This window comes from Govania unica, from assembly GCF_027920805.1.
In the GTDB taxonomy this organism is placed as follows: Bacteria; Pseudomonadota; Alphaproteobacteria; order Sphingomonadales; family Govanellaceae; genus Govanella; species Govanella unica.
The window spans coordinates 236163-263031 of record NZ_JANWOI010000003.1 but is presented as its reverse complement, the minus strand read 5'-3'; the positions used below and the strand labels follow the sequence as shown (position 1 = coordinate 263031).

At 60.3% G+C, this 26869-nt stretch carries 30 protein-coding genes and 1 tRNA gene; 2 read left to right on the top strand and 29 right to left on the bottom strand.

The window, feature by feature from the left end:
- Positions 1 to 489: a 30S ribosomal protein S9 gene (rpsI, locus tag NYP16_RS09095; RefSeq protein ID WP_274943819.1), complete on the bottom strand. Its 489-nt coding sequence runs from the start codon at positions 487 to 489 to the stop codon at positions 1 to 3.
- A 2-nt stretch (positions 490 to 491) separates the two neighbouring features.
- Positions 492 to 956 carry a 50S ribosomal protein L13 gene (gene rplM, locus NYP16_RS09090; RefSeq protein WP_274943818.1) on the bottom strand — a complete coding sequence of 155 codons (465 nt, stop codon included), beginning with the start codon at positions 954 to 956 and terminating at the stop codon, positions 492 to 494.
- A 306-nt stretch (positions 957 to 1262) separates the two neighbouring features.
- Here rplM and NYP16_RS09085 point away from each other — a divergent pair, with 306 nt between their 5' ends.
- Positions 1263 to 2543: an O-acetylhomoserine aminocarboxypropyltransferase gene (locus NYP16_RS09085; RefSeq protein ID WP_274943817.1), complete on the top strand. Its 1281-nt coding sequence runs from the start codon at positions 1263 to 1265 to the stop codon at positions 2541 to 2543.
- A gap of 349 nt (positions 2544 to 2892) precedes the next feature.
- Here the strand turns inward: NYP16_RS09085 and cutA are convergent, their stop codons facing one another.
- The 17 genes from cutA to NYP16_RS09000 form a co-directional block, all read right to left on the bottom strand.
- Positions 2893 to 3225: a divalent-cation tolerance protein CutA gene (gene cutA / locus NYP16_RS09080; RefSeq protein WP_274943816.1), complete on the bottom strand. Its 333-nt coding sequence runs from the start codon at positions 3223 to 3225 to the stop codon at positions 2893 to 2895.
- 4 nt (positions 3226 to 3229) lie between these two features.
- A complete protein-coding gene (locus tag NYP16_RS09075; protein WP_274943815.1) occupies positions 3230 to 4315 on the bottom strand; it encodes a COX15/CtaA family protein in 1086 nt (361 codons plus the stop codon).
- 12 nt (positions 4316 to 4327) lie between these two features.
- Complete coding sequence (locus NYP16_RS09070; RefSeq protein WP_274943814.1) at positions 4328 to 4924, bottom strand: YajG family lipoprotein; 597 nt, start codon at positions 4922 to 4924, stop codon at positions 4328 to 4330.
- Between the two features lie 101 nt (positions 4925 to 5025).
- Positions 5026 to 5436 carry a 3TM-type holin gene (locus NYP16_RS09065; protein WP_274943813.1) on the bottom strand — a complete coding sequence of 137 codons (411 nt, stop codon included), beginning with the start codon at positions 5434 to 5436 and terminating at the stop codon, positions 5026 to 5028.
- A gap of 121 nt (positions 5437 to 5557) precedes the next feature.
- Positions 5558 to 6010 carry a D-Ala-D-Ala carboxypeptidase family metallohydrolase gene (locus NYP16_RS09060; RefSeq protein WP_274943812.1) on the bottom strand — a complete coding sequence of 151 codons (453 nt, stop codon included), beginning with the start codon at positions 6008 to 6010 and terminating at the stop codon, positions 5558 to 5560.
- Positions 6011 to 6281: 271 nt separating this feature from the next.
- Positions 6282 to 6653, bottom strand: a complete 372-nt coding sequence (locus NYP16_RS09055) for a 6-pyruvoyl trahydropterin synthase family protein (RefSeq protein ID WP_274943811.1) — start codon at positions 6651 to 6653, stop codon at positions 6282 to 6284.
- A 37-nt stretch (positions 6654 to 6690) separates the two neighbouring features.
- Positions 6691 to 7983, bottom strand: a complete 1293-nt coding sequence (locus tag NYP16_RS09050) for a nucleotidyl cyclase domain-containing protein (protein ID WP_274943810.1) — start codon at positions 7981 to 7983, stop codon at positions 6691 to 6693.
- A 95-nt stretch (positions 7984 to 8078) separates the two neighbouring features.
- The gene (locus NYP16_RS09045) at positions 8079 to 9311 is read right to left on the bottom strand and encodes a glycerate kinase type-2 family protein (protein ID WP_274943809.1); all 1233 of its coding nucleotides are present in this window, start codon (positions 9309 to 9311) and stop codon (positions 8079 to 8081) included.
- Positions 9311 to 10303 carry a 2-hydroxyacid dehydrogenase gene (locus NYP16_RS09040; protein ID WP_274943808.1) on the bottom strand — a complete coding sequence of 331 codons (993 nt, stop codon included), beginning with the start codon at positions 10301 to 10303 and terminating at the stop codon, positions 9311 to 9313. The genes NYP16_RS09045 and NYP16_RS09040 overlap by 1 nt, the downstream gene beginning before the upstream one ends.
- Positions 10304 to 10398: 95 nt before the next feature.
- Positions 10399 to 10475 (bottom strand) — tRNA-Pro (locus tag NYP16_RS09035).
- Between the two features lie 75 nt (positions 10476 to 10550).
- Complete coding sequence (locus tag NYP16_RS09030) at positions 10551 to 11012, bottom strand: MerR family transcriptional regulator (protein ID WP_346742513.1); 462 nt, start codon at positions 11010 to 11012, stop codon at positions 10551 to 10553.
- A 321-nt stretch (positions 11013 to 11333) separates the two neighbouring features.
- Positions 11334 to 11636: an integration host factor subunit alpha gene (locus tag NYP16_RS09025; protein ID WP_274943806.1), complete on the bottom strand. Its 303-nt coding sequence runs from the start codon at positions 11634 to 11636 to the stop codon at positions 11334 to 11336.
- A gap of 153 nt (positions 11637 to 11789) precedes the next feature.
- Entirely contained in the window at positions 11790 to 12767 is a 978-nt protein-coding gene (locus tag NYP16_RS09020; RefSeq protein WP_274943805.1) for a beta-ketoacyl-ACP synthase III, read from the bottom strand.
- Positions 12767 to 13813 carry a phosphate acyltransferase PlsX gene (gene plsX, locus NYP16_RS09015; protein ID WP_274943804.1) on the bottom strand — a complete coding sequence of 349 codons (1047 nt, stop codon included), beginning with the start codon at positions 13811 to 13813 and terminating at the stop codon, positions 12767 to 12769. The genes NYP16_RS09020 and plsX overlap by 1 nt, the downstream gene beginning before the upstream one ends.
- A gap of 43 nt (positions 13814 to 13856) precedes the next feature.
- Complete coding sequence (gene rpmF / locus NYP16_RS09010) at positions 13857 to 14042, bottom strand: 50S ribosomal protein L32 (protein ID WP_274943803.1); 186 nt, start codon at positions 14040 to 14042, stop codon at positions 13857 to 13859.
- A gap of 88 nt (positions 14043 to 14130) precedes the next feature.
- Complete coding sequence (locus NYP16_RS09005; RefSeq protein WP_274943802.1) at positions 14131 to 14691, bottom strand: YceD family protein; 561 nt, start codon at positions 14689 to 14691, stop codon at positions 14131 to 14133.
- Positions 14691 to 15281, bottom strand: a complete 591-nt coding sequence (locus tag NYP16_RS09000; RefSeq protein ID WP_274943801.1) for a ubiquinol-cytochrome C chaperone family protein — start codon at positions 15279 to 15281, stop codon at positions 14691 to 14693. The genes NYP16_RS09005 and NYP16_RS09000 overlap by 1 nt, the downstream gene beginning before the upstream one ends.
- 210 nt (positions 15282 to 15491) lie before the next feature.
- On the opposite strand from NYP16_RS09000, the gene NYP16_RS08995 reads away from it, so the two are divergent.
- Positions 15492 to 15980 (top strand): outer membrane protein assembly factor BamE, encoded by a 489-nt coding sequence (locus NYP16_RS08995; RefSeq protein WP_274943800.1) that lies wholly within the window; start codon positions 15492 to 15494, stop codon positions 15978 to 15980.
- A gap of 895 nt (positions 15981 to 16875) precedes the next feature.
- On the opposite strand, the gene NYP16_RS08990 is transcribed toward NYP16_RS08995, so the two are convergent.
- The 10 genes from NYP16_RS08990 to glyA all read right to left on the bottom strand — a co-directional run bounded on the left by NYP16_RS08990 (position 16876) and on the right by glyA (position 26834).
- Positions 16876 to 18963, bottom strand: coding sequence for a sodium-translocating pyrophosphatase (locus tag NYP16_RS08990; protein WP_274943799.1), 2088 nt, complete (start codon positions 18961 to 18963; stop codon positions 16876 to 16878).
- A gap of 248 nt (positions 18964 to 19211) precedes the next feature.
- Positions 19212 to 19706 carry a hypothetical protein gene (locus tag NYP16_RS08985; protein ID WP_274943798.1) on the bottom strand — a complete coding sequence of 165 codons (495 nt, stop codon included), beginning with the start codon at positions 19704 to 19706 and terminating at the stop codon, positions 19212 to 19214.
- A gap of 12 nt (positions 19707 to 19718) precedes the next feature.
- A complete protein-coding gene (thiL, locus tag NYP16_RS08980) occupies positions 19719 to 20714 on the bottom strand; it encodes a thiamine-phosphate kinase (protein WP_274943797.1) in 996 nt (331 codons plus the stop codon).
- A gap of 261 nt (positions 20715 to 20975) precedes the next feature.
- Entirely contained in the window at positions 20976 to 21461 is a 486-nt protein-coding gene (nusB, locus tag NYP16_RS08975) for a transcription antitermination factor NusB (RefSeq protein WP_274943796.1), read from the bottom strand.
- A gap of 1 nt (position 21462) precedes the next feature.
- Positions 21463 to 21918: a 6,7-dimethyl-8-ribityllumazine synthase gene (ribH, locus tag NYP16_RS08970; RefSeq protein WP_274943795.1), complete on the bottom strand. Its 456-nt coding sequence runs from the start codon at positions 21916 to 21918 to the stop codon at positions 21463 to 21465.
- 16 nt (positions 21919 to 21934) lie between these two features.
- On the bottom strand, positions 21935 to 23047 hold the full coding sequence (ribB, locus tag NYP16_RS08965) for a 3,4-dihydroxy-2-butanone-4-phosphate synthase (protein ID WP_274943794.1): 1113 nt from the start codon (positions 23045 to 23047) through the stop codon (positions 21935 to 21937).
- A 49-nt stretch (positions 23048 to 23096) separates the two neighbouring features.
- The gene (locus tag NYP16_RS08960; RefSeq protein ID WP_274943793.1) at positions 23097 to 23699 is read right to left on the bottom strand and encodes a riboflavin synthase; all 603 of its coding nucleotides are present in this window, start codon (positions 23697 to 23699) and stop codon (positions 23097 to 23099) included.
- Positions 23700 to 23725: 26 nt separating this feature from the next.
- Complete coding sequence (gene ribD / locus NYP16_RS08955; protein WP_274943792.1) at positions 23726 to 24832, bottom strand: bifunctional diaminohydroxyphosphoribosylaminopyrimidine deaminase/5-amino-6-(5-phosphoribosylamino)uracil reductase RibD; 1107 nt, start codon at positions 24830 to 24832, stop codon at positions 23726 to 23728.
- A gap of 178 nt (positions 24833 to 25010) precedes the next feature.
- A complete protein-coding gene (gene nrdR, locus NYP16_RS08950) occupies positions 25011 to 25472 on the bottom strand; it encodes a transcriptional regulator NrdR (protein ID WP_274943791.1) in 462 nt (153 codons plus the stop codon).
- A gap of 57 nt (positions 25473 to 25529) precedes the next feature.
- On the bottom strand, positions 25530 to 26834 hold the full coding sequence (gene glyA / locus NYP16_RS08945) for a serine hydroxymethyltransferase (RefSeq protein WP_274943790.1): 1305 nt from the start codon (positions 26832 to 26834) through the stop codon (positions 25530 to 25532).
- Between the last annotated feature and the right edge of the window lie 35 nt (positions 26835 to 26869).

The window sequence follows — 26869 nt, the reverse complement described above, 5'->3', positions numbered from 1 at the left end:
CTAGCGCTTCGAGAACTGGAAGCTACGACGAGCTTTCGCGCGGCCGTATTTCTTACGTTCAACAACACGCGGATCGCGGGTCAGGAAGCCGCCAGCCTTCAGAGCCGGACGCAGGCCCGGTTCATAATAGGTGAGCGCCTTCGACACACCGTGACGCACAGCGCCAGCCTGGCCCGACAGACCACCACCGGTTACGGTGCAGATCACGTCATACTGGCCTTCACGCTTGGCGGTCTGGAACGGCTGGTTCAGCAGCATGCGCAGCGTCGGACGGGCGAAATAGACCGTCTGGTCACGACCGTTGACGATGATTTTGCCGGTGCCTGGCTTCACCCACACGCGGGCGATCGCGTTCTTACGCTTGCCGGTGGCATAGGCGCGGCCATAAGCGTCGAGCTTCGGCTGAACCGGAGCTGCAGCCGCACCCGGGGTATCCGTACCCTGGGTCAGGGACTTCAGATCTTCCAGCGACTTTTTTTCTTCGGCCATGATTAGCGGCTCCTCACGTTCTTGTCGTTCATCGCGGCAAGGTCCAGCTTCTCGGGCTGCTGAGCTTCATGCGGATGTGTGACACCAGCATAAACCTTCAGGTTGCGCATCTGCTGACGGCCAAGCGGGCCGCGCGGCACCATGCGCTCCACAGCCTTTTCGATCACGCGCTCGGGGAACCGGCCATTGAGAAGCTGACCGATGGTCCGCTCCTTGATGCCGCCCGGGTGACCGGTATGCCAGTAGAACTTTTTGTCGGACAGCTTGCGGCCGGTGAGCTTCACCTTTTCCGCATTGACGATGATGACGTTATCGCCGCAATCCATGTGGGGAGTGAAGATAGGCTTATGCTTACCACGGAGCCGGGCCGCAACAATCGAAGCCAAACGGCCAAGCACCACGCCTTCGGCGTCGATGATGAGCCACTTCTTTTCGATGTCCGACGGTTTCGCCGAAAAGGTTTTCATTATAGTCTTCCTGGGTTTGCCAGATGGAATTTCCAGTATTCTGTCCCGGAGCCCGAACGACTCCGAAACCTCAGGGCCGCACTATGCCCGATCCCGCGCTCAAGTCAACGCTGAATTTTCCGACCACGCCGACAAAACATCAACTATATCAATTGTTTAATAAAGAGGTATTAAAATACCCCACTCATAACGCGCTTTTTCTGCTGATATTCCCGCCAATCTTGGCATTCTGGCCAAGCAGCGGACCGCACGACCATCCTATGCCGGGCCAACTGTCAACCACATCTATGCACAAGGGACCAGATCATGACCGACACATTCGCCTTCGACACCCTCACCGTCCATGCGGGCGCGGTGCCTGATCCCACCACCGGCGCGCGCATTACGCCGATTTATCAGTCGTCATCCTTTGTCTTCAACGACGCTGACCACGCGGCGCGGCTGTTCAATCTTCAGGAATTCGGCAACATCTATTCGCGCCTGACCAACCCGACGGTTGGCGTTCTGGAAAACCGCGTCGCCGCGCTTGAAGGCGGTGTCGCCGCCCTCGCCGTCGCCTCGGGCCATGCCGCGCAATTGATCGCCATGCACACCCTGCTTGAGGCCGGAGACGAAATCGTCGCCTCCAACAAGCTTTATGGCGGCTCCATGAACCAGTTCTCGGTCAGCTTCAAGAAAATGGGCTGGGGCGTGACCTTTGTCGACCCCAAGGATCCCGAGGATTTCCGCAAGGCCATCACCCCGAAAACCCGCGCCATTTTCATTGAAAGCCTGGCCAATCCCGGCGGCATCGTCACCGACATAGCGGCCATCGCCGCCATCGCGCATGAGGCGAAAATCCCTCTCATCGTCGACAACACGCTGGCCTCGCCCTATCTCTGCCGCCCGTTCGAGCATGGCGCCGATATCGTCATCCATTCCGCGACCAAGTTCCTCGGCGGCCACGGCAACAGCATCGGCGGCGTGATCGTCGACGGCGGCACATTCGACTGGAAGGCCTCGGGCAAATTCCCCACCCTCACCGAACCGAGCGACGCCTATCACGGCATGGTCTTCACCGACGCCTTCGGCCCCATGGCCTTCGCCCTCGCCTGCCGCGCCATCGGCCTGCGCGATCTCGGCCCCTGCCTGTCGCCCTTCAACGCCTTCCTCATTCTGACCGGTATCGAGACCCTGTCGCTCCGCATGCAGCGTCATGTGGACAATGCCATGGCCGTAGCCCGTCACCTCAAGACCCATCCAAAAGTCACCTGGGTGTCCTATCCGGGCCTTGAAGACGATCCTTATCACCAGCTCGCTCGCCAATATCTCAAAAACGGCTATGGCGCGGTGCTGACCTTCGGCGTCAAGGGCGGCTATGAAGCCGGCACCAAGCTTGTAAGTGCCGTCAAGCTGCATTCCCATCTCGCCAACATCGGCGACACCCGCAGCCTGATCATCCACCCCTCCTCAACCACCCACCGCCAGCTCGCCGACGACGCCCGCATCCGCGCCGGAGCCGGCCCCGACGTCGTCCGCCTCTCAATCGGCATCGAAGACCCCCACGACATCATCGCCGACCTAGACCAGGCCCTGGCCCAAATCTAAAATCACAAAGGGCCCCGAAAGGGGCCCTTTTCTTATCCCGTTTTATTACCTCACCCAAACAAACTCAAAACCCTGTCATTGCCGGGCTCGACCCGGCAATCCATCTCACCACCCAAACCATGGATGCCCGGGTCAAGCCCGGGCATGACAATCATATTCAGCTATCCCCGTCATCCCGAACACACACCAACAAACCCCACCCAAAAAAAACCCTGTCATTGCCGGGCTAGACCCGGCAATCCATCTCGCCGCCCGAAACATGGATGCCCGGGTCAAGCCCGGGCATAACAATAATAGTGATAGCCTGAAATTCCCCCGTCATCCCGAGCACAGCGACGGGATCCAGTCCCTACCCCCCGGCGGTCTCCGCCAGCACCCAGTCCATATAGTCCGCCGCCCCGCCAACAATCGGCCAGACGACAACACATGGCACCTCATAAGAATGCAGCTCCCGCACCCGCGCCTCAAGCGCGGGCACCAAAGCCGCCCGGGTTTTGAAAATCACTGCCGCTTCCGAACCGTCCACAACCGCGCCGTCCCAGCGATAAATCGATTGCACCAGCGGGATCACATTGGCACAGGCGGCCAGCCGCGCCTCGACGACGGCGCGGGCGATGGCCCCTGCCTCGGCTGCATCCGCCGTTGTCACATAGACGCTGACGATGGCGGCCCGGTCAGTCATAAAATCAGGCCTTCACCATGCGATGCCCCAGAAACACCATACTCGTCACCAACAACAAAGCCCCGGCCTGATGCGCCACCCCAAGCCAAACCGGCACCACCATCAACAGCGTCGAAATGCCCAGCACAATCTGCAAAGCCACCGTCACCAGCAGGAAATGGCTCGCCTCCCGCACCGCGCGGCCGCCGCGTTCGCTGATCTGCCACCAGAGATACACCGACAGGATCGCCACCAGATAGGCCAGCATGCGGTGAATAAACTGCACCGTCGTATGATTTTCAAACAGATTGCTGAGGAGCGGCGTCTGCGACCACATGCCGTGCGGCACCAGCCGCCCATCCATCAACGGCCAGGTATTGTAAGACAGCCCGGCCTGAAGCCCGGCCACAAAGCCGCCATAGACAATCTGCAAAATCACCACGGTCAGCAGCAGCAGATAAATCTGCGCCACCCCGTTTTCCGCGCGCCAGAACGGCCGCCCCGCCGGAGCCGCGGTTTTCAACAGCCCGAACCCGACCCACAACAGCGCCGCATAAATAAGGATCGCCACCGACAAATGCGCCGCCAGCCGAAAATGGCTGACCTCCGGCACATCCACCAGCCCGCTTTTGACCATGAACCAGCCAAGCGCCCCCTGCAGGCCGCCGAGCACAAAAAGCCCGAACAACCGCGGCCGCAACGCCCGTCGCACATAACCCTTGGCCATAAAATAAACCAACGGCAGCAAAAACGCGAAGCCGATCAGCCGGCCAAGCAGCCGGTGTCCCCATTCCCACCAATAGATCGCCTTGAACTCGCCAAGGGACATGCCCTTGTTGACCTTCTGATATTGCGGCGACTGCTGATAATCGGAAAATTCCTGAGCCCAGGCGGTATCCGTCAACGGCGGCACGGTGCCGACCAGCGGTTCCCAGCGCACCATGGACAGGCCAGATTCCGTAAGCCGGGTCGCCCCGCCCACCAGCACCATGAGAAACACTAGCGCCGCAACGAAAAACAGCCATTTCGCAATAGCGCGGTCAGCGGTATGGGACGAAACACCCGTCCCCATGAACATACGTCGCGACGAACGCCTGGACTGGAACGCCATGCCGATCAGCTCCTAAAGACCTTGTCCCGGCGCAGTAGCCAGAAAATTCATCATTGCCCGGTCTTCAGCAACCATCTGAAGAGTTTGACTGACAATATCATTGATCATTTTGGCATTACGCTCGGCTGTCAACGGTTTGGCCTCGCGACCGGACCGATTGATTTCATAATTGTTCGACCGCGTCGTTGTACCGCGCCGGGCGGTTCCCTTCAACAGCATGCGGGTTTCAAGGCTCGGCGCCACATAAGCCCCACCGGCCTTATAGGTTAGATCCTCGATATCAAGGGTGAACTGCGCAACCGAAGCCTCCGGGCTCGATGCCATCACAAAGCCTTGTTCCAGAAACACCTGTTTGATGCTGTTATAGACCGCAGTGCGCACATCATTGGCTGCGGTGATATCCGCCTGATCCTTGGTTTCGTCCTTGCGATAGCCGATGAGTTTGCTCGGCCGCTTGTCCACCACGCTGAGATAAATCGGCTGCTGATGCCCGATCTTTTCCGACTTGTAGGTCAGCTGCGGTGAAATCATCACCGACTGATTTTCAAGTGTACAGGCGCCAAGGGTAAATAACCCCAACAGCAGCGCAGACAAAGCCATGATTTTCATCAGCATACTCGCCGTAAATTAAAGAACCCAACGAATCATCCGGCCGCAGATTATCGCAACCTGCGACCGGACCCCCAACACTTTTCTGTTATATATACCCTTTAGCGTGCACGCCCCTTTGACTTTTCAAAAGTTCTCATGGCGCCCAGGCCCAAAAGCGCAATCACCAGCTCCATCATATCGTCGGTGACAATGTCCGGCGGCGTGATCGACAGGCCATAAACCACCACGGCCCAGTTCAGGATCGGCTGAAAAATAAACGCCCAGGCAAACCCCGCCCCACAGACCCAACCGATAAACGGCCGCCACCCCGCCACAAACACCGAACGATGCGCCGCCTCGATTTTATTGATCTCGGCCTGCAGCATAGCCGGTTCCTGCCGAATTTTCTGCAACACCTGCTCCGCCTGCAAACGCTCGGCATCGGTCGTGAACAGCTTGTCAAACACATTCCCAATAGCCGTCACCGCATCCACCGCCGGACCGGCAATCAATCGCCCCAATATCCCCAAGTTCCTCTCCCTCCCTGAAAAATCCCCACCACCCCATGGATTGCCGGGTCAAGCCCGGCAATGACAAAGTTTCGATCTGTCATTGCCGGGCTCGACCCGGCAATCCATCTCTCCACCCGCCCTATGCCGGCAACCCTTTCCGCGTCACCCCGCCCCCAACCGTCAGCACCTCCTTCCGGTTCCCGCCCGGTGTCAGCGAGCAATGCACCCAGCCCGCCCCGGCATCGACCGGCGACCAATATTCCAACAGCAACTGATCAAACCCAAGATTGTCCCGCACCCAGCGCGCCACCTCCAGATTAGGCACCCCCGGCACTTCGAAATCGACCGCTTCCCCAGTCAGATGCTGCGACCGCGCCACCCCGCCGATGGCCCTGTTCAAGGCCGGTCCGCGATACCCCGACGACGGACTGAACGGCACCCCAAAGCGCGCCCGTACCGGCTCCAGCACCTTCACCGCCAGCCGCCGTAAATTCTCCACCACAAACGGCGTCGGACTATTATCGATCCCAAGCCGCAAGGCAGCAGCGCTTTTGGTCATTTCAGTCAAAGAAAAATGTGGCGACAGCAACATGGCTCACCCCCAACGCTCACTCTAAATTTCACCGATAAAATTATAATATCACTTTTTCGGTAAATTTCAATACAAAAAATAACCAATCTGGTTAATTTCGTCATTGCGAGAAGGCGAAGCCGACGAAGCAATCCAGAAAGCCCGCCCCACACGCACCAGCGCAAGACATGACTCATCCAAGCGCCAGCAAGCCCGCCAGCACCCATAAACCCCAAAATAAATTAAATCCGCCCCACCCTCACGGCAAAGCCCAGGCCGAATCGACTCAAGCCTAACCGCGCGGTCCGCTATAAACGCAGCCTTCGCCAAAGCTGCCGCGTTTGACCACCACCCGGGCAAGGCCGGGGAATTGCGGCTTCAGACGATCCCAGATCCAGATTGCGATATGTTCCAGGGTCGGCACCTCAAGCCCCGGAATCTCATTGAGATATCCGTGATCCAGAGTTTCCTGCAAGGGCTTCAACGCCGCCTCAAGGGCCGCGAAATCGACGACCCAGCCTTTTGCCGGATCCGGTTCACCGCCGACAAAAACCTCGACCTCGAACGAATGCCCATGCAAACCGGCATAGCGATGCCCGGCCGGCACATTGCAGGCCAGTTGATGGGCGGCGTCAAAAGTAAAGCGTTTGAATATTTCCATCATGCGGCGGCTTATAACGGATCCCGACCCGCTTGTCATCCTACACAAGACGCTCCATCTGCACCGCGCGCCAGCTGCCGTCCCCGCCCGTCAGCTTTTCAAGCGCCATCCAGTCAAGCGCCTTGGCCGGCAGCGGCTTGCTCACCGCCGCCACCAGATAATGCCCATAGACCAGCCGCGCCCCCGCGGCCCGCGCCGCCAGCGTCAATTCCCGATTATAAACCCCGGACACCGCAAAGACCCAACCCCGCCCCCGCGCCTCGACCGCGGCGCGCGCCATATCGGCGGCAATGCGGTCAAGCGGCCGCATGTCCATCTCCACATCGAACACCAGCCCGCGCACCGGCAACTCCTGCAAAATGCTGAAATCTCGCCAGCTCTGATCAATCCGAAGAAACAACCCGCGCGAAAACCGCTTCAAGGTCGACAGCAGCTCATAAGCGCGCCACACCGGCGTTCCCGGCGTCAGATCGGCCAGTTCGAAAATGATATGGCGGCGCACATGTGCCGGTAACGCGGCGCAATCGCCAAAATAATCCAGCGCCGCATCGCGGCTCGCCAGCGTCCGGAAACTCACCGGAATGGTCATGATGGCCACCGCACCCGCCGTCCCCGCTTCGATCGCCCGCCCCGCCGCCTGCAACAGGGCGAAATCCAGCATCCGGACCGCCCGCGCATCGCGCCCGTCCTCCAGCGCATGATAGCCGCTGACCCGCCGCCGCCCACGCACGGCAAGAATGCTCGGCTTATAAGTATAAACGACATTGCGCGCCATATCCCAGATCGGCACGAAACAGATATCGCCAAGGGGCGCCACGGCCCCATCCGCAACCGTTACAAACTCCGGGCCGCGCACCGCCATTTCGACCGGCGGCACGTCCTGCCAAATGCTGAGGTCGCGCGGCTCGGCGTCCTCCACCTCAAGCCCAAGTATCTGCGCCACGCTGTCCGCATTCAGCATCATGACGACGCCATCGGCGGTCAACTCCATCATCTCCGGCGTGCCAAGAAAAACTTCGGCCACATCGCGCACGATCTTTTCACAAATGACCTGAGCCACTGCCTGGTCCCGATTGCAAAAAACGATCACATAGCGATCCTCGCCAAGGCGCAGGAACACCTCGGACGGGTCCAGAACCTGGGTCAGAATTTTAGTGGTTTGCTCATGCACCCGGTCCACATAGCGCGGCCAGCTTTCCCCAAGGCGCGACTTGACCGCCTCAAGCCCGAACAAAACCAACTGCCCGGCCGAGACGGCGCCACCGTCAGCCAACAACAGCCGCAAGCGCTCACGGCTCTCCTCATCAAGATCGAGTAGGCGCTCGGCACTCATTTTTCACCCATACCCCAATACCCACAATACCCACCGCAGCCTAGCTGCGATCAGGTTAACACTTCCAAAACCCGCCCTGGCAAAGACTGAGCTTTTCACGTCACCAGAATGGCACGAAAATCATTCACATTGGTGCGCGTCGGCCCGGTCACCACAAGATCGCCAAGCGCCTCGAACAACCCATAAGCATCATTGTCCGCAAGCATTACCTCCGGATCGAGGCCAAGCGCCAGCGCCCTCCGCCAACTGTCCGGCCCAAAGATCGCCCCGGCATTATCCTCGCTGCCGTCAATGCCATCGGTGTCGGCGGCCAACGCATAGATATGATTTTGCCCCCTAAGCGCGATCATCAGCGCCAGCAGATATTCCGCATTACGCCCGCCGCGCCCCGACCCACGCACCGTCACCGTGGTCTCCCCACCCGACAAAAACACCGCCGGACCGGAGCCAAGCGCAAGCGTCGCCTGCGCCGCCGCCACCTCCCGCGCCTCACCTTCAATATCATCGCCCAGACAAACGGGATTGAGCCCAAGCGCCCGCGCCCGCGCCGCCGCCGCATCAAGGCTCTGCCGCGCCGTCGCGATCACCGTCACCGACGACCGCGCGAGCCGCGCATCCCCCGGCTTCACCGATTCCGACTGCGGCGAGCGCAGCCAATCGCGCAGCTGCTCACTCACCGAAATATTATAATGATCCAGAATGCCCAGCGCTTCGGCCGAAGTCGTCGGATCCCCAACCGTCGGCCCCGAGGCGATCACCTCCACCGCATCCCCCGGCACATCCGAGATGACATAAGTCACCATCCGCGCCGGAAAGGCCATGGCCGCAAGCCGCCCGCCCTTGACGGCCGACAGATGCTTACGCACGCAATTCATCTCATCAATGCGCGCGCCCGACCGCAGCAACGCTTTATTGACCGCCTGTTTTTCCGCGAGGGAAACAGCCGGAGGCGGCAGCGTCAAAAGCGCCGATCCCCCGCCCGACAATAAACAGATCACCGTGTCATCCGCCGTAAGCCCGCGCAGCAAATCGCACATGCGCCGGGCAGCATCCTGCCCCGCCGCATCCGGCAAAGGATGCCCGGCCTCAAGCACCGCAATGCCCGCGCAGGCCATGCCATGGCCATACCGCGTAACCACAAGCCCCGTAAGATCCTGCCCCCAACTGTCCTCAAGCGCTCGCGCCATGGAGCCCGCCGCCTTGCCCGCCCCGATCACAATCACCCGGCCCGTGGGGCGCGGCGGCAGATGCAACGGCAGCAATCGCAACGGATCCGCCGCCGCCACCGCCGTCTCAAACAGATCCAGCAACAGCGCCCGCGCGTCCATCAGCGGCGGCTTCGCACCTGATCGCCATTCGGAGAATTGGGCATGCGCTCCCCCTTCAATCCGGCGATCAGATTATCGACGCTCATATCCGCCATGCGACTGCGGGTGGCAAGCGTGGCGCTGCCGATATGCGGCACCACGATGATATTCGGGGCCGCAAGCAAAGGACTGTCCATGGCCACCGGCTCGGTCGCGAACACATCCGTGGCTGCCGCCGACAGATGCCCTGTCTGCAACGCCGCCGCCAGCGCCGCCTCATCGACAATGCCGCCGCGCGCGGTATTGATCAGCATGGCCCCGGGCTTCATAGCGGCAAGAACCCGCGCATCGAAAAGCCCGCGCGTCTCCGCCGACAGCGGCACATGAATGCTGATGACATCCGACTCCGCCAACAGGCGTTCAAACGACACCGCCTCCACCCCGTCTGCCGCAGTCCCCGACCGCGACCAGGCGAGCACCCGCATGCCAAAGGCCCGCGCCCGCGAAGCCACCGCCTGCCCGATGGCCCCGAACCCGGCAATGCCAAGGGTCGCACCGCGAAAATCCATGCCTAAAAACATCAAGGGATCCCAGCGCAGCGCCTCGCTCCACTCCCCCGCACGCAAAAAACGCTCCGCCTCAGTGATCCGCCGCCCGGCCCCCAGCATCAAGGCCATGGCCAGATCTGCCGTCGCATCGGTCAAAACTCCGGGCGTATTCCCAAGCGGAATGTCCCGCGCCGTCAACGCCGCCAGATCCACATGATCATAACCGACAGAACAAGTGGCAATCACACGCAGCCGCGGGCAGGCATCCAGCAACCCGGCATCAATGCGATCCGTCAACATGCACAACAGCCCATCGGCCTCAGCCGCCCGCGCCAACAGCACATCATGAGACGGCGCGCCCTCTTCCCTCCAGACATCCACCTCCGCCACAGCACTCAGCCGCTCAAGCCCCCGTCCCGGCAAAGGACGCGTCACAAACACATGAGGACGACGGACAGAAGACATGGGACAGCCCTTCCTGACGAAATGTGAAATGATCTCTCAACATATTCCGACCAATAAAAAAGGGGTTGCCCTCGAAAGGTCAACCCCCTGTTTATTGGTCGGAATGGCGGGATTCGAACCCACGACCCCTTGACCCCCAGTCAAGTGCGCTACCAGGCTGCGCTACATTCCGTCAAAGCTCTCACGAGAGCGGAGCGGACTATAGCGTCCGCCTTTCAAGAGAGCAACTGATTGATAGGAGAAAAAATCACCCCGCCGATGAAACCTGAGCGGGCGCGAGAAGGGCCGCCTGAATGGCCTCAAGCTCCTGCAGAACATCGCGCAAATCAGCCATCAATCCGGTGTTTTGCAAGCCCTGCTCCAGCGGCTCTGCCACCACCAGTTGGGTACGAATGCCGAATTCGGCATTCTGCGCCGCCGCTCCGGCAAAGCCGCCGAAGGTCTGGATGATGGTTCGCACGCCCTGTTCGCGGATCAGTTGCTGCGCGCCCTTGATGGTATATTTATCATCATAGAGCAGCGCCTGAATCGCCCGCAGGAGATCGATATCCTCGGGCCGGTAATAGCGCCGCCCGCCACCGCGTTTGATCGGCTTGATCTGAGCAAATTTGCTTTCCCAGAAACGCAACACATGCTGTGGGATCCCGAGATCCTCAGCCACTTCGCTGATGGTGCGGAAGGCCCCCGGCGCTTTGCGCCCAGATTCGATAACGGACGCTTTGCGCCCTGTTTCAACAAGAGGCGCCTTGCGCTCTGGTTCAACAAGAACCACCTTGCGCCCTGGTTCAGAATTGTCTGATTTGCGGCTGGACTCAGCCAACAGTGCAAGCTGCTCCGCACCCGATATCTGCGGTCCGCGTCTGTTACCTGCCGTTACACCCAGATCCTGCGACAGGTCCTCTGTTTTTGAGGTCTCGGACATCACGCTTACACTCGGCTCCTACATCGAAAACAGACGCTGATTCTCATCCAGCTTGTTATTCACCAAGCTGGATCAAAATCAGCACGTCTCGTCCGCATAGACCAGGGTCTATGCTTTCGCGCGGCGGCTCACCCGTTCCTTCAGAACCTGCGACGGGCGGAACACAACCACCCGTCTTGGTTCAATCGGAACTTCCTCGCCAGTTTTGGGATTGCGACCGATACGCTCCCCCTTCTGCCGCACGACAAAACTGCCGAAAGAAGAAATCTTGACGTTATGACCATCGATCAGGCTGCTTGAAATTTCTTCCAGCACCAGCTCGACAAGATCGGCCGACTCGTTACGCGACAAGCCGACTTCCTGGTAAACGGCTTCGGCCAGGTCCGCTCGCGTTACTGTCTTAGCGCTCATCGCCATAATCCGTAAGAAATGGTTGTCCCTTAAGGACTTAAAGCCTAGTCCTAAGAGAGCGCCTGAGTCAACAGCGCTGTCTATCTAAAGCCGTTACAAATTAAGGATCTTGCGCCCGCAGAACGGGAACCAGCTGCCCTCGGTGCTCCCGCATCACATGCGAACGAGCACCGCGCCCCAGGTAAAGCCGCCGCCCATAGCCTCCAACAATACCAGATTTCCGGGCTTTATACGGCCGTCAGCCACGGCTTCCGCCAGGGCGAGCGGGATCGAGGCGGCCGAGGTATTGGCGTGATGATCCACCGTCACGATCACGCGCTCAGCCGGAATATTCATTTTTTTGGCGGTGCCATCGAGGATACGTTTATTGGCCTGATGCGGCACGATCCAGTCGAGATCGTCGGCCTTGAGACCCGTTGCCGCCAGCGACTCGGAAATCACCTCCGATAAATTCGCCACAGCATGCTTGAAGACCTTGTTGCCTTCCATGCGCAAATAGCCGGTCGTCTGGGTCGATGACGGCCCCCCGTCCACATAGAGCAGATCATGATGGCGGCCATCGGAATGGAGATGACTGGTCAGAATGCCACGATCGGCCACGCTGCCGTCGCCCGTCGCCGCCTCAAGCACCACAGCCCCGGCACCGTCGCCGAACAGCACGCAGGTGGTACGATCCTGCCAATCGAGAATACGTGAAAAGGTTTCAGCGCCGATCACCAGCGCCCGCTTGACCTGCCCCGCCTTGATGAAATTATCAGCTACCGTCATGGCATAGACGAAACCGGAACAGACGGCCTGCACATCAAAGGCAAAGCCCCGCGTCATGCCAAGCGCCGCCTGAACCTTGGTGGCGGTGGCCGGAAAGGTCTGATCCGGAGTCGCTGTGGCCAACACGATCAAATCAATATCTTCAGCCTCAACCCCCGCCGCCTGCAAAGCCGCCCGGGCCGCCGCAAGGGCCAGATCCGAGGTCTTTTCCCCGTCGGCCGCTATATGGCGCTGACGGATGCCCGTGCGTTCCTGAATCCATTCGTCACTGGTTTCGACTTCTGCCGCAAGCTCGCTGTTCAGCATGACACGAGCGGGAAGATAGGAGCCGGTCCCCCGGATTATGGATCGAATAACTGTCATCACGTCGCCACTTCATCAGGAGATGGGGTATCTGCCCCCCCGCTTTTCAGATCTTCAGCAATACGGCCCATCAGATCATCCGCCGCGAGATCATGGGCCACACCGATGGCGCTCGCAATACCAAGCGCACTGGCCCCGCCATGACTTTTGACCACCAGACCATTCAGCCCAAGGAACACTGCGCCGTTATGGTTGTTCGGGTCAAGATGCGCCCTGAGCGCCCGCATGCCGCGCTGCGCGAAGAAATAGCCAAGCTTGCCGCCAAGTGAATTGGCGAAGGCGTTGCGCGTCAGCCCGGCGATCATTCTGGCCGTGCCTTCGGCGGTCTTCAGGGCCACATTGCCGGTAAAGCCATCGGTGACGACCACATCGACCGTACCGGCGGCAATATCATCGCCTTCGACAAAGCCGGTAAACTCGAACGGCAGCGGGCTGTCTTTCAGGGTCTGACCGGCTGCCTTGACGGCGTCCTTGCCCTTCAATTCCTCGACCCCGACATTGAGCAAAGCCACCGTCGGACGCGGAACCCCAAGCACGGTACGGGCAAAAGCCGCGCCCATGACCGCGAACTCCACCAGGTTGCGATCGTCGCATTCGACATTCGCCCCAAGGTCCAGCATGACGCTTTCGCCGCGTGTGGTCGGAATCAGAGTCGCCAAAGCCGGGCGATCGATGCCCGGCATGGTCTTTAACATGAATTTGGCCAAAGCCATGAGCGCACCGGTATTCCCGGCCGAGACGGCCACATCGGCCCGCCCCTCGCTGACGGCTTCAATCGCAAGGCCCATGCTGGACCCGCGACCACGGCGCAGAGCCTGCCCCGGCTTGTCATCGGCGGTGACCACGCTATCCGTATGCTCGATGACGGCAACCGTCTGAAGCTTCGGGTAGCGTGCGACAAGCGGCTTCAAGACCGCTTCATCGCCAAATAGCCTGAACAGCGCGTTCGGGTAACGCTCCCGAGCGATCTCTGCACCATCGACAACCGCAGCTGGAGCATGATCTCCGCCCATGGCGTCGAGTGCGATCGACAGCTTTCGCTTCAAGGAACGCCTCCGGCTGGCCTAACGGCCTCCGCCCGCTGAATGTTTACGCAACGTCCGACGAACCGACCACTTCACGGCCGTCGTAATAGCCGCAGGAGCCACAAACATGATGCGGCAGCTTCAGCTCACCGCAGTTCGGGCAATCCTGGTTGATCGTCGCCTTCAATGCGTCGTGCGAACGGCGCATATTGCGGCGGGACGGGGATGTTTTTCTCTTCGGAACAGCCATGGTTCTTCTAAGTCCGTGTTAAATTGGGCGAAAGCCCGAAATCATTCAGCATTTCAAGCGGACGAACATAGCGATTTCTGTCCGCCCTTCAACCCTTCTCTTGCAATTTCTTGAGTGCATCAAACGGATTTGCGCGCTCAGTGCTGGGAACAACGCCTTCGGGGGTCAATTCAACCACACCGCTGACGGCTCCCGGCTTGCGGGGATAAGGATCAATAGCCAGTGACAGATACTGGGTCACCACCTCGCCGACATCAATCACATCGGCAGGCAGCGGCTCAGTATCTTCTCCTAGAACGTCGAAGTCTTCATCTTCAAAACTCTCGGTTCCAATGCCCGGGGAGATATAACGCACCGAGAACTCGGAAGCAATGGTACTCTTCACCGGTTCGCCGGTGACGATGCAGGCCTGCTCCGCCTGGGCCTCGGCCCGGCCTTCAAGCAGGATATCCCCGCCCTCAAGCGGCATCAACCGCAGTTCGGCCTTCACATTGGCCAGACCAAGAACCTCGAAGCGCCGCGCCATGGCCACGCACTCCCGCGGATCGGCCACGATTCCAAGGCGCAGACCGCCGTCCCGAACATCATAGACCGCCACCGTGCGGCTGAATTCATAAGGACCCTGTGCCGGTTTATGTTCTGTGCTCATCACACCGTCTCCTCTAACTTACCAGGCGCCGGAAACCGCACCCGGCCCTGCATCAGCGCCTCAAGCGGTTGCGCCGCCATCTCCCGCCGTGCAGCAATGGCATAGTCCGTCAACCAGCCGAGCGCCGCGTCTGACGGCACCGCATCCCGATAAACATTGCGCGCGAGGGCCGCGCGGAACTCATCCGAGCCACCGCCCGCTTCACTCGTGGCATAGGCCGCATCATAGGCCCCGACCCGGCCATAAAAGGCCTGCGCCATGACTTTGATCCGCTTGCCGACGCCCAGATCGCCGACGCCCATTTCCCGCAAGCCCTGGTCCATATCATCGAAATGAACCTCCAGAAGCTTTTCCTCAAGGTTATGGGCCTTGGCGGTCAGGCCCTCCTCCCCCGCTGCCGGGTGATGGAGCCGCGTGACCAGAAGCCACAGATGGAAAGCAATCAGATCGAATCGCCCGTCAAGGCTGTCGGCCACGCCCCCCGTGAGATAAAAATCCGGGGTCCGCGCCTGATCGACCGCCGCCACATAAAGATCATGCGCCGCCCGGTCCCGCTCGCGGGAAAAGAAGGATTTGAACCAAGAAATCACGCTGCCCGCCCTTCTCGTAGTACAGTCATTTGATTTTAAACGCTCGCAAACCCCAGTTCCGACCTGCATCACATTGACAGATCACCGGGCCCGCGCCTATGTTTCGAGCACGTCAGGTACCATGATGGACCCCGCGGCGCAATTCTCGATGCGGTCCGGCTCAAGCCACAGTGTACCACCAGTAGGCCTCCTGAGTGTGCGGATAGAAGTATGCCCCTGAAACCCGTGTTAACCGGCCTGTCTCTTCTGGCGCTCTTCGCCGGTGTTTCGGCTTGCTCTCCGACCGTCAACAATCGGGGCTATATTCCCGAGGAACGGCTGATCTCCGCGATCCAGCCGGGCGTCGACGATCAGACCTCGGTACGTCAGATGCTCGGGAGCCCCTCGCTCTCCAGCATGTTCGACAACCAGCGCTGGTACTACGTCTCGCGCACCACCGAAGAAGTCGCCTTCTTCCGCCCCAAGACCATCGAAGGTCAGGTGGTCGAGGTTGCCTTCAACGATAAGGGCGTGGTCTCGACCGTCTCGAAAATCCCGCTATCCGAAGCCCGCAGCATTTCCCCAAGCAGCGACAAAACCCCAAGTCGCGGCCGTGAACTCGGCTTCTGGGAACAAATTTTCGGCAACATCGGCCGCTTCAGCGGCGGCGGCGGAGCAGCCGGCGGCCCAGCCGGCGCCGGCGGCGGCGGCGGTCGCTAACCCCAACAAACAAAAGCCGCTCATCAAACGAGCGGCTTTTTTGTTGCCCCCACAAGCCGCCAACCACCCGTCATTGTGAGGCAAAGCCGAAGCAATCCAGTCTCTCCACCCAAGAAAAGCCTGGATCGCCACGCCGCTAGCGCGGCTCGCGATGACGATCCAGAGCCATCACACCTCCATCTACCACCCACCCGACAGCAAAATTCCCAACAACAAAGCCGCTCATCAAAAGATAAGCGGCTTTGTTTGATGCACCCCACCTCCGTTCGTCCTGAGGAGGCCCGAAGGGCCGTCTCGAAGGACCATAATGATCCCGCATTTCGAGACGGGCCTGCAGCCCTCCTCAATGCGAACGGCTGCCTGTCTAATCTTCAGCCTCGAAAGACCTGTGAATCATCTGCTCCGAGACAGGTGGCTTTTTCAACACCGAAACAATGGATTGCCGGGTCAAGCCCGGCAATGACATTTAAAAAAAACCTGTCATACGCGGGCCTGACCCGCGTATCCATCTCTCCGCCCGTCTTAATGCAACAAAGCACACGACTTTTTTGACACCCCCACAAGCCGCCAACCACCCGTCATTGCGAGGCAAAGCCGAAGCAATCCAGTCTCTCCACCCAAGAAAAGCCTGGATCGCCACGCCGCTAACCCGGCTCGCGATGACGGTCGAGAGCCACCACGCCTCCCATTTTCCGCCCCCCCGACAGCAAAATTCCCAACAATAAAGCCGCCCATCAACAGATAAGCGGCTTTATTTGAGGCAGCCCTCCCGAGGAGGCCCGCAATGAGACGACTTTCAGCCCCAGGCAATGGATTGCCGGATCAAGCCCGGCAATGACATTTTAAAAACCTGTCCTACGCGGGCGTGACCCGCGTATCCATCTCTCCGCCCGTCCTAATGCGACAAGGCGGCCAACAGCAAGAGCGCCACAATATTGGTGATCTTGATCATCGGATTGACCGCCGGACCGGCCGTGTCCTTATAAGGATCACCCACCGTGTCCCCGGTCACAGCGGCCTTGTGGGCCTCCGAGCCCTTGCCGCCATAGTGACCGTCCTCGATATATTTCTTGGCGTTATCCCATGCGCCGCCGCCCGCCGTCATGGAAATGGCGACGAACAGCCCGGTGACGATCACGCCCATCAGCATAGCGCCGACTGCGGCAAAGGCATTGCCCTGCCCGGCGATGGCATTGATGACGAAATAAAGCACCACCGGCGCGAGCACCGGCAGCAAGGACGGGATGATCATCTCCTTGATCGCCGCCTTGGTCAGCAGATCCACCGCCCGGCCATAGTCCGGCTTGGCGGTGCCTTCCATGATCCCGGGGATTTCCTTGAACTGGCGGCGCACTTCCACCACCACCGATCCGGCAGCCCGGCCGACCGCCGTCATGCCCATGGCCCCGAATAGATAAGGCAGCAATCCGCCAAGCAACAGCCCGACCACCACATAAGGATTGCCAAGTTCAAAATTGACGTCCACATGGGAGAAATAGGTCTTCAGATCCTCGGTATAAGCGGCAAAGAGCACCAACGCCCCAAGCCCGGCCGAACCGATGGCATAGCCCTTGGTCACGGCCTTGGTGGTGTTGCCAACGGCATCCAGGGCATCGGTGACCTTGCGCACGTCCTTATCAAGCCCCGCCATCTCGGCAATGCCGCCTGCGTTGTCGGTGACCGGCCCATAGGCATCGAGCGCCACCACCATCCCGGCCAGCGCCAGCATGGAGGTCACCGCCACCGCAAGCCCGAACAATCCGGCAAGCGTGAAGGTGACAATAATCCCGGTAACGATGACAAGCGCCGGCACCGCCGTCGCCTCCATGGACACCGCGAGCCCCTGAATGATGTTGGTGCCATGCCCCGTGGTCGAGGCCTTGGCCACGCTCTGCACCGGCCGATAATTGGTGCCGGTGTAATATTCCGTCACCCAGACCAAAAGCCCAGTCACCACCAGCCCGACGACAGCGCAATAAAACAGCTTCATGCCGGTGACCATATGCTCGCCGACCATGGCGATATCGCCAAAGCCGATGGTCTCGCGCGTCACCAGATAGATCGCCGGAACCGACAGCACCGCGCAGGCGATAAAGCCCTTGTAAAGCGCCCCCATGATGTTCTGGCTTTTCCCCAACCGCACGAACCAGGTGCCGATGATCGAGGTCAGAATGCAGATTCCGCAAATGGCCAGCGGATAGACCATGATCGCCTCAAGGCCCGCATGCCCCGCGAAAAAGATCGAGGCGAGAACCATGGTGGCGACCGTAGTCACCGCATAGGTTTCAAAAAGATCGGCCGCCATCCCGGCGCAGTCGCCGACATTATCGCCCACATTGTCAGCAATCACCGCCGGGTTGCGTGGGTCATCCTCAGGAATGCCCGCCTCGACCTTGCCGACGAGATCAGCGCCCACATCGGCGCCCTTGGTGAAGATCCCGCCGCCAAGCCGGGCGAAGATGGAAATCAGCGAAGCCCCGAAGCCAAGCGCAACCAGCGCATTCACAAGCGGACGGCCAGATATGCCCATACGGGTCAATGTGGCGTAATAGCCCGCCACGCCCAGAAGCGCGAGCCCGGCCACCAGCATCCCCGTCACCGCCCCCGATTTGAAGGCGAGATCGAGCCCCTTCTGCAATCCGTGCCGCGACGCCTCAGCCGTGCGCACATTGGCGCGCACCGAGACATTCATGCCGATATATCCGGTCGCGCCCGACAACACAGACCCGATCACGAATCCGATGGCCGGATATTTCCCCAGCACCACAAACAGAATGATAGCAACAACAACGCCAACAATAGCGATCGTCGTATACTGGCGGTTGAGGTAAGCCCTGGCGCCTTCCTGAATGGCGGCCGCGACCTCCTGCATGCGTGCGTTCCCCGGCGAAGCCGACAGAACGGCACGGGCGGTGATCACTCCGTAAAGGACGGCGATCAGCCCCGCAACGATCGTTAAGTTCAAGACACTCGCAATCAACATGAAACCAAAACCCTTTCTGTAAAAATCCCGATAGGTCCACGTGGTCCGAAACGACAGTTCCGGGCCGCGGTATCTGGGGCCTTATTGTGAAGGTATTTGGATTTCCCCCCCTGTTATCCCGGTCCCCTCCGGTTTCAAAACTCTAGGCATAGTCGAATGGCAGGCGCAAGACAGCCAAAACGGGCCTCATGCACAACATGAAGCCCGCCGTCAAACTCTATGGTTCATATGGTTATTTGGAAAAGTGACTAGATCCGCGTGGTCTGCACTACGAGGACACGGGACAGCACGCCCTGCCCGAGTTCCCGATTCGCTACCTCTTTGAGGCGGCCGGTGAGGCCATCATAATCAACCACAAAGGGCTGATCGGGCTTGCCGATCGAGGTTGACGTAACCTCCCGAAGGAAGGCCGCGCGGAGCGCCGGCAGGCGTTTCACCACCAGCAATTCATCACTGGCCTTCTTAACCTCAAGCGACAGATCGAACAGCATATAGCCGAGGACCACATCGCCGGAAATCACCGGCGCAGACAGCCGGTCGAGTTTAACAAAGACAGCTTCCAACACCGGTTTCGCGGCCTCCGGCTGAGGTGCCACCGCCGCGGGCTTCGGTTGCAGAAACAGAAAAAAACCGGCCGCCCCACCGCCACCGAGCAAAAGACCGACGACCAGACCCAGCAGCAATTTTTTCAGGCCGCGAGGTCTCACCACCCCGCCGCTCTTGTCTTTGTCCTCGTCACTCACGCCCGACCCCATTTAAAAATGACGATACCCGCCAATGGCCTCCTCAGCCGCCGACCCGTCTTCATGAAACAGACGAACCCCGGTCCAGTCAACCGTCGCGGGATCACACATCTCACCAATGTCTGTCAGGGCCAGGTTCAAGTCCCGGCTGAGCGCCGCCACCGCCGCGACGCGGTCGGGGGCCACGGTGAACAAAAGCTCATAATCGTCGCCGGCGAAAATCTGCGGCTTCAGCTCGGGGAAACTGTCCATAACCTCTCGCGCCGCCGCCGACTGAGGAATGCGCTCCAGAGTGATTCTCGCGGCGAGTCCCGAGGCCGCCGCCAGATGTCCAAGATCGGCCGCGAGGCCATCCGACACGTCCTGCGCCGCATGGGCCAGCCCGCGCAACGCCACTCCCAGACCAAGCCGCGGGTTCGGCAGACACAGCCTTTGACGCAGAAAATCCGCCGCCTCCTGAGGCAGCTGCCCAAGCTTGCCCTGCCGCTGCAACAATCCAAGCGCCGCATCGCCAATGGTGCCGGACACAAACACCCGGTCCCCGGCCCGAGCCCCAGACCGCCGCAAGGCCTGTCCCTCGGGCACCGTACCAATAGCCGTCATGCTGAGCGTCACCGGCCCCGTGGTGGTCACCGTATCGCCGCCCCAAAGCCGCCAGTCCAACAGCATCTGCACCTGCGCAAAGCCTTCGGCCAGCCCCTTCATCCAGTATTCGGCCTTGTCTTTCGGCACCGCCACAGCCAGCAGATAACCAACCGGCTCCGCCCCCATGGCAGCCAGATCCGACAGATTGACCCGCGCGAGCTTGCGCGCCACCAGCATCGGAGACTCGTCAGGGAAAAAATGAACGCCTGCCACCATGGCGTCCTTGGTCAGGACCAAAGTCTGCCCCGGCGGCGGCGTATAAAGCGCCGCATCATCCAGAAGCCCAAGCCCCTCAGGCCCGGCAAGCGGCGCGAAATAGGCCGCAATAGCCCCGAATTCACCCAAAGAGGATTGCTCAGCCATGCGTTCCCTGCCCTTCGGTCACCCTGCCACGTCACCCCTGGATACCCGGGTCAAGCCCGGGCATGACAAATAGATTAACCCGGGCATAGTGATTACATTAAACTGTCATTGCCGGGCTCGACCCGGCAATCCACCCCTTCAGTCACCCTACCACGACACCCCTGGATGCCCGGGTCAAGCCCGGGCATGACAAATAGCTTAACCCGGGCATGGTGATTACATTAAACTGTCATTGCCGGGCTCGACCCGGCAATCCATGGCCTATCCTCTAAGCTCACGCCCCAACCGGTCAAGCACGCCGTTCACGAACCCCGGTTCGGCGTCGCTGTAAAACGCGTGGGCCACGTCCACATATTCATTGATAATGGCCTTGGTCGGCACATCGGGACGGTGGCGCAATTCATAAGCCCCGGCACGCAGGATGGCGCGGATCACCGCCGCCAGCCGGTCGAGCGGCCAATCGTTCGACAGCACCCGGGAAATCTCGGCATCGAGCGCAATGCGGTTGGTGGAAACCCCCAGCATCAAATCCTTGAAAAAGGACTTGTCGGGACGGCCATAGACCACACCCTCCACATCCTGCCCGAGATAATGATCGAGAAATTCATTGATCACCGCCTCCGGATTGCCGCCGGTCAGCTCAAGCTGATACAGCGCCTGCACGGCACCAAGACGCGACACGCTGCGCGCCCCGCCTTTTTTCTTTTCGGTCGATTTCGGGGCCTGTTTTTCGGGCATGTCCTCCATCTCAGACATTCCCTACAAAACGATGTCTCATGGCCACCATCACCAGCGCCGCACGCGCTGCGTCGCCACCTTTGTTCTTGTCGGACACCCGCGCCCGAACCCAGGCCTGATCGTCATTTTCAACCGTCAGGATGCCGTTGCCGATGGCCGCGCCCTCAAGCACGGCAAGATTCTGAAGCCCGCGCGAGCTTTCATTGCTGACGATTTCAAAATGATAGGTCTCGCCCCGGATCACGGTGCCGAGCGCCACGAACCCGTCATAATGGGTGCCGCCCTCAGCCATGCCATCGAGCGCAAACCGGATCACGCCCGGAATTTCAAGCGCGCCCGGCACGCTCACACGGTCATAGGTGGCGCCGGCTTCCGCCAGGGCACCGGCCGCGCCGCGCATCAATTCGTCCGCCAGTTCCTCATAGAACCGGGCCTCGACGATGAGGAAATGGGGTTTTTCTGTCATGTTCTCGCTCTGTTGTTCAGGCCTTCGGGGTCACGATGGGTCGTCGTTCAACGACCTCTAGCCCGTAACCCTCAAGGCCAATGATATGTCTCTCGGTGTTCGACAGCAGCACCATTTTCTGCACCCCGAGATCGAGCAGAATCTGTGCCCCGATCCCATACATGCGGAGTTCCGGCGGCACCGGATCCTGTTCCCCGAGGCGGTGACGGATCAGGTCTGTCAGGCTGGTCGGCCGGGTATCGCGGATAATCACCACAACCCCCCGCCCGGCTTCGCCAATCATCTCAAGCGCGCGCCCCAACTGATCCGAGCGCGGCCCGGTTTCATGCAGAAGGTCTTCAAGCGCATTAAAGCTGTGCATGCGCACAAGCACCGGCTCGTCGGTGCGCACGTCGCCTTTGACCAGCACCATATGCTCGGCATAGTCAACCTTGGTCACATAGGCCTTCATGCGGAAAGAACCGCCATGACGGCTTTCAAAATCCATCTCGGCGCGGCAGGTCACCAGATTATCATAGCGGCGGCGGTAAGCGATCAGATCGGCGATGGTTGCGACCTTGATGCCATGCAGCTTGGCGAATTCCACCAGATCCGGCAGCCGCGCCATGGTGCCGTCGTCCTTCATGATCTCGCAGATCACCCCGGCCGGGATGAGCCCCGCAAGCCGGGCGATATCCACCGCCGCCTCGGTATGCCCCGCGCGCACCAGCACGCCGCCATCACGGGCGACCAGCGGAAACACATGGCCCGGGGAGACGATATCGTTCCTGCCGCGCGTCGGGTCGATGGCGACTGAAATGGTATGGGCCCGGTCATGGGCCGAAATTCCGGTCGAGATGCCTTCCCGCGCTTCGATCGAGACCGTGAAGGCCGTCCGGTTGCGCGACTGGTTGTTGTCCGACATGGACCTGAGGCCAAGTTCTTCCGTGCGCTCGCCGGTCAGGGTCAGACAGATCAGGCCGCGGCCATGCTTGGCCATGAAATTGATGACATCGGGCGTCGCCATCTGGGCCGGAATGACAAGATCGCCTTCGTTCTCGCGGTCCTCATCATCGACCAGAATGACCATGCGGCCATTGCGGGCGTCCTCGATCACATCTTCGATAGGAGAGAGATAGCGCTGCGGCATAGTCAGATCCTCAGATTCTTCTTGCTCAGATTCTTCTTGTTTGGGCAAATCAGGCACGCGCATTCAAACGCGCCACATAGCGCGCGAGAACATCGATCTCCACATTCACGGCGTCACCGCCCTTGGCGCTGCCAAAGCTGGTGTTTTCCTGGGTATGGGGGATGATATTGATGCCAAAGGTCGCGCTGCCGTCAGCCAGATCCTCGACCTCATTCACAGTGAGCGACACGCCATTCAGACAGACCGAGCCTTTTTCAACGATATAGGGAGCAATATGCGCCGGTATCGAAAAGGTGAAGCGGCGGCTGTCGCCATCCGGCAGAATGGTCTCGATCCGGCCGACCACATCCACATGCCCGGTCACGATATGCCCGCCAAGCTCGTCCCCGACCTTAAGCGCGCGTTCCAGATTGACCGGCGAGCCCACCACCCAGTCACCCAGACTGCTGCAGGTCAGCGTTTCCGCTGAAATATCCACATCGAACCAGTCGTCGCCCTTGTCCACCACAGTAAGGCACACGCCCGAGCAGGCAATGGAGGCGCCGATCTCAATGCTGCGGGTGTCATAGCGGGTGCCGATGCGCGCACGCAGATCGCCGCGCTTTTCAAGCGCGCGAACGCTGCCGATATCCGTAATGATGCCTGTGAACATATGTTCGTCTTGTCCGTAGCGCCTGATCAGCCGGGCAGGTAAATTTCCATCATATCCTCACCGGCCGCCACATGATCCACGCGGCGGAAACGGCAGGCCGTAGCGAGCTGATCCACATCCAGACTGTCAATCCCGGCGCGACCGTCACCGCCAAGGACAAGCCCCGACCGAAACCACACCAGACGATCCACAAGACCGGATTTGAGGGCCGCAGTTGCAAGCCGCGCCCCACCTTCGATCAGCACTCGGGTGATACCCCTCTTGGCCAATGTGCGCAAGACCTCCTGTAGATCGACGCCGCCGCCGATCCCGGGCGCGCAAGGCTCCACCACCACGCCAAGCTCGCCGAGCGCCCGAGCCCGCGGATCATCGAGCCCGCGAGAGGTCAGGACCCAGGTCGGCAAGCGTCGCGCGGTCTGATAGAGCGTAAGACGTTCCGGCGTGCTCAAACCCCCGTCGAGCACGACCCGCACCGGCGAGCGCTCCTCGAGTCCCGGTAAACGGCAGCTGAGCTCAGGATTATCGGCCTCCGCCGTGCCGCGCCCGATCATAATGGCGTCGTGATCAGCCCGCAGCAGATGCCCGCGCGCCCGCGCCTCAGGCCCGGTGATCCATTGGCTTTCGCCACTCCGGGTGGCAATGCGGCCATCAAGACTGGTGGCAAGCTTAAGCGTCACCAGCGGCAAACCCGCCGTCACCCGCTTCAAAAACCCGGCATTGAGGGCCCGCGCCTCAGCCGCCAGAACCCCGATCTCAACCGCGATCCCGGCCTGTTCCAGCAACCTGATCCCGCCACCATCGACTCGCGGGTCGGGGTCCGTGATGGCCACAACCACCCGCGCCACCCCTGCGGCGATCAGCGCCTCCGCACAAGGGGGCGTTTTTCCGTAATGGGCACAAGGCTCAAGGGTCACATAAACCGTCGCCCCCCGCGCGGCGGCACCTGCCATCCCCAGCGCTTCGGTTTCAGCATGGGGCCGTCCGCCGGGCTGGGTCCAGCCCTCGCCCACAAGCTTCCCGCCTGCGTCCAGAATAACGCAGCCCACCGCGGGATTGGGCCACACACGCCCAAGTCCCCGCGCGGCCAGGCGCAGGGCATGCGTCATATGCTGGCGATCATCCAACTTGGACATGACAAACTCCGTCATCCGCCCCGACTGTCACCCCCAAGCCTAACTGTCATCCCAAGCTCTTCACAGCCATCCCCAAGATTTCTGTAATCCTCAAGATTACTGTCATCCCCGCGAAAGCGGGGATCCAGTCTTTGTTGAAGAGCTGGATTCCCGCTTTCGCGGGAATGACAAGCCTGGATCAAGCGTCTTCCGTCTTTTCGATGGAGGCGGCGAATTCCTCGAAATCCTTGGCTTCGCGGAAATTCCGGTACACCGACGCGAACCGCACATAAGCGACAGTATCCAAAGCCTTCAAGGCTTCCATGATCATCTCGCCGACGGTGTCGGAGCTGATTTCGCTGTCGCCCATGCTTTCAAGCTGGCGCACGATGCCATTGATCATGCGGTCGATGCGCTCGCGTTCCACCGGCCGCTTCCGGAGCGACAGATTGATCGAGCGTTCAAGCTTGTCACGATCAAAGGGAACCCGGCGGCCGCTTTTCTTGACCACCGTCAGTTCACGCAACTGCACCCGTTCGAACGTGGTGAAGCGAGCCCCGCAGCCTGTACAGAACCGGCGGCGGCGGATGGCAGAATTGTCATCCGTCGGTCGCGAGTCTTTAACCTGGGTATCGTCGTTCCCACAAAAAGGACAACGCATCGCTTCCCCCCTTTATGCTGAAGCCGGGACGATCCCGGCTCCATCAACCCGCTTTTGTCAGCTGCGCGCGCCGTAAACAGGGTAGGCGTCGTTGAGCAACTTGACCTTGTCCCGGACGGACGCTTCGGCGGCACCGGTATTTTCCGGGTCCTTTCGCAGCGCGTCAAGGATTTCAAGGATATAGTCGCCTACCTTCTCGAACTCGGCAACACCGAAACCGCGCGTCGTGCCGGCGGGGGTCCCAACGCGGATACCCGAAGTCACGGTCGGCTTGGCCGGATCGAACGGTACGCTGTTCTTATTGACGGTGATATGGGCCCGGCCAAGGGCGGCCTCGACCACATTGCCGGTAAGCCCCTTCGGCCGCAGATCCACCAGCGCAAGATGGGTATCCGTGCCGCCCGAAACGATATCGCAGCCGCCAGCCTTGAGCCGGGCCGCAAAGGCTTTCGAGTTTTCCACCACGTCACGGGCATAGGTCTTGAAGTCAGGACGCAGAGCTTCCCCGAACGCCACCGCCTTAGCCGCGATCACATGCATGAGCGGGCCGCCCTGAAGCCCCGGGAACACCGCCGAATTGATTTTCTTCGCGATATCCTCGTCATTCGTCAGCACCATGCCGCCACGCGGACCGCGCAGGGTCTTATGGGTGGTGGTGGTGACGATATGGGCATGGGGGAACGGGCTCGGATGCACGCCACCGGCCACGAGACCGGCGAAATGCGCCATATCGACCCAGAAATACGCCCCGACCTTGTCAGCAATGGCGCGGAAGCGAGCGAAATCGATGATCCGCGGATAGGCCGAGCCGCCCGCAATGATGATCTTCGGCTTGCTTTCAAGCGCGAGCTTTTCCACTTCGTCAAAATCGATCAGATGGTTGACCGGATCGACGCCATATTGCACCGCATGGAACCATTTGCCCGACTGCGCCGGAGCCGCGCCATGGGTCAAATGCCCACCGGCCGCAAGCTTGAGCCCCATAATGGTATCGCCCGGCTTCACCAAAGCCATCATCACCGCGCCATTGGCCTGGGCGCCCGAATGAGGCTGCACGTTGGCATATCCGCAGTTGAACAATGCCTTGGCGCGGTCGATGGCCAGCTGTTCGGCGATATCGACGAATTCACAGCCGCCGTAATAGCGCTTGCCCGGATAGCCTTCGGCATATTTGTTGGTCATGATCGAGCCCTGGGCTTCCAGAACCGCCCGGCTGACCATGTTTTCCGAGGCGATAAGCTCGATATGCTCCTGCTGGCGCACCTCTTCCTTGACGATCGTGTTAAAAAGCTCGGGGTCGGCAGCAGCCAGAGATTCCGAAAAGAAGCGGTTAAGATCGGTCTTCGGATCAGTCAGGGACATAAGCGACACATCCTATTGGTGTAAGGTTTAAACAA

Excerpts from the sequence above, each read along its gene's own strand:
- rpsI (WP_274943819.1), bottom strand. The coding sequence starts at position 489 with ATGGCCGAAGAAAAAAAGTCGCTGGAAGATCTGAAGTCCCTGACCCAG.
- rplM (WP_274943818.1), bottom strand. The coding sequence starts at position 956 with ATGAAAACCTTTTCGGCGAAACCGTCGGACATCGAAAAGAAGTGGCTC.
- NYP16_RS09085 (WP_274943817.1), top strand. The coding sequence starts at position 1,263 with ATGACCGACACATTCGCCTTCGACACCCTCACCGTCCATGCGGGCGCG.
- cutA (WP_274943816.1), bottom strand. The coding sequence starts at position 3,225 with ATGACTGACCGGGCCGCCATCGTCAGCGTCTATGTGACAACGGCGGAT.
- NYP16_RS09075 (WP_274943815.1), bottom strand. The coding sequence starts at position 4,315 with ATGGCGTTCCAGTCCAGGCGTTCGTCGCGACGTATGTTCATGGGGACG.
- NYP16_RS09070 (WP_274943814.1), bottom strand. The coding sequence starts at position 4,924 with ATGAAAATCATGGCTTTGTCTGCGCTGCTGTTGGGGTTATTTACCCTT.
- NYP16_RS09060 (WP_274943812.1), bottom strand. The coding sequence starts at position 6,010 with ATGTTGCTGTCGCCACATTTTTCTTTGACTGAAATGACCAAAAGCGCT.
- NYP16_RS09055 (WP_274943811.1), bottom strand. The coding sequence starts at position 6,653 with ATGATGGAAATATTCAAACGCTTTACTTTTGACGCCGCCCATCAACTG.
- NYP16_RS09050 (WP_274943810.1), bottom strand. The coding sequence starts at position 7,983 with ATGAGTGCCGAGCGCCTACTCGATCTTGATGAGGAGAGCCGTGAGCGC.
- NYP16_RS09045 (WP_274943809.1), bottom strand. The coding sequence starts at position 9,311 with ATGGACGCGCGGGCGCTGTTGCTGGATCTGTTTGAGACGGCGGTGGCG.
- NYP16_RS09040 (WP_274943808.1), bottom strand. The coding sequence starts at position 10,303 with ATGTCTTCTGTCCGTCGTCCTCATGTGTTTGTGACGCGTCCTTTGCCG.
- NYP16_RS09025 (WP_274943806.1), bottom strand. The coding sequence starts at position 11,636 with ATGAGCGCTAAGACAGTAACGCGAGCGGACCTGGCCGAAGCCGTTTAC.
- NYP16_RS09020 (WP_274943805.1), bottom strand. The coding sequence starts at position 12,767 with ATGACAGTTATTCGATCCATAATCCGGGGGACCGGCTCCTATCTTCCC.
- rpmF (WP_274943803.1), bottom strand. The coding sequence starts at position 14,042 with ATGGCTGTTCCGAAGAGAAAAACATCCCCGTCCCGCCGCAATATGCGC.
- NYP16_RS09005 (WP_274943802.1), bottom strand. The coding sequence starts at position 14,691 with ATGAGCACAGAACATAAACCGGCACAGGGTCCTTATGAATTCAGCCGC.
- NYP16_RS08995 (WP_274943800.1), top strand. The coding sequence starts at position 15,492 with ATGCCCCTGAAACCCGTGTTAACCGGCCTGTCTCTTCTGGCGCTCTTC.
- NYP16_RS08990 (WP_274943799.1), bottom strand. The coding sequence starts at position 18,963 with ATGTTGATTGCGAGTGTCTTGAACTTAACGATCGTTGCGGGGCTGATC.
- thiL (WP_274943797.1), bottom strand. The coding sequence starts at position 20,714 with ATGGCTGAGCAATCCTCTTTGGGTGAATTCGGGGCTATTGCGGCCTAT.
- nusB (WP_274943796.1), bottom strand. The coding sequence starts at position 21,461 with ATGGAGGACATGCCCGAAAAACAGGCCCCGAAATCGACCGAAAAGAAA.
- ribH (WP_274943795.1), bottom strand. The coding sequence starts at position 21,918 with ATGACAGAAAAACCCCATTTCCTCATCGTCGAGGCCCGGTTCTATGAG.
- ribB (WP_274943794.1), bottom strand. The coding sequence starts at position 23,047 with ATGCCGCAGCGCTATCTCTCTCCTATCGAAGATGTGATCGAGGACGCC.
- NYP16_RS08960 (WP_274943793.1), bottom strand. The coding sequence starts at position 23,699 with ATGTTCACAGGCATCATTACGGATATCGGCAGCGTTCGCGCGCTTGAA.
- ribD (WP_274943792.1), bottom strand. The coding sequence starts at position 24,832 with ATGTCCAAGTTGGATGATCGCCAGCATATGACGCATGCCCTGCGCCTG.
- nrdR (WP_274943791.1), bottom strand. The coding sequence starts at position 25,472 with ATGCGTTGTCCTTTTTGTGGGAACGACGATACCCAGGTTAAAGACTCG.
- glyA (WP_274943790.1), bottom strand. The coding sequence starts at position 26,834 with ATGTCCCTGACTGATCCGAAGACCGATCTTAACCGCTTCTTTTCGGAA.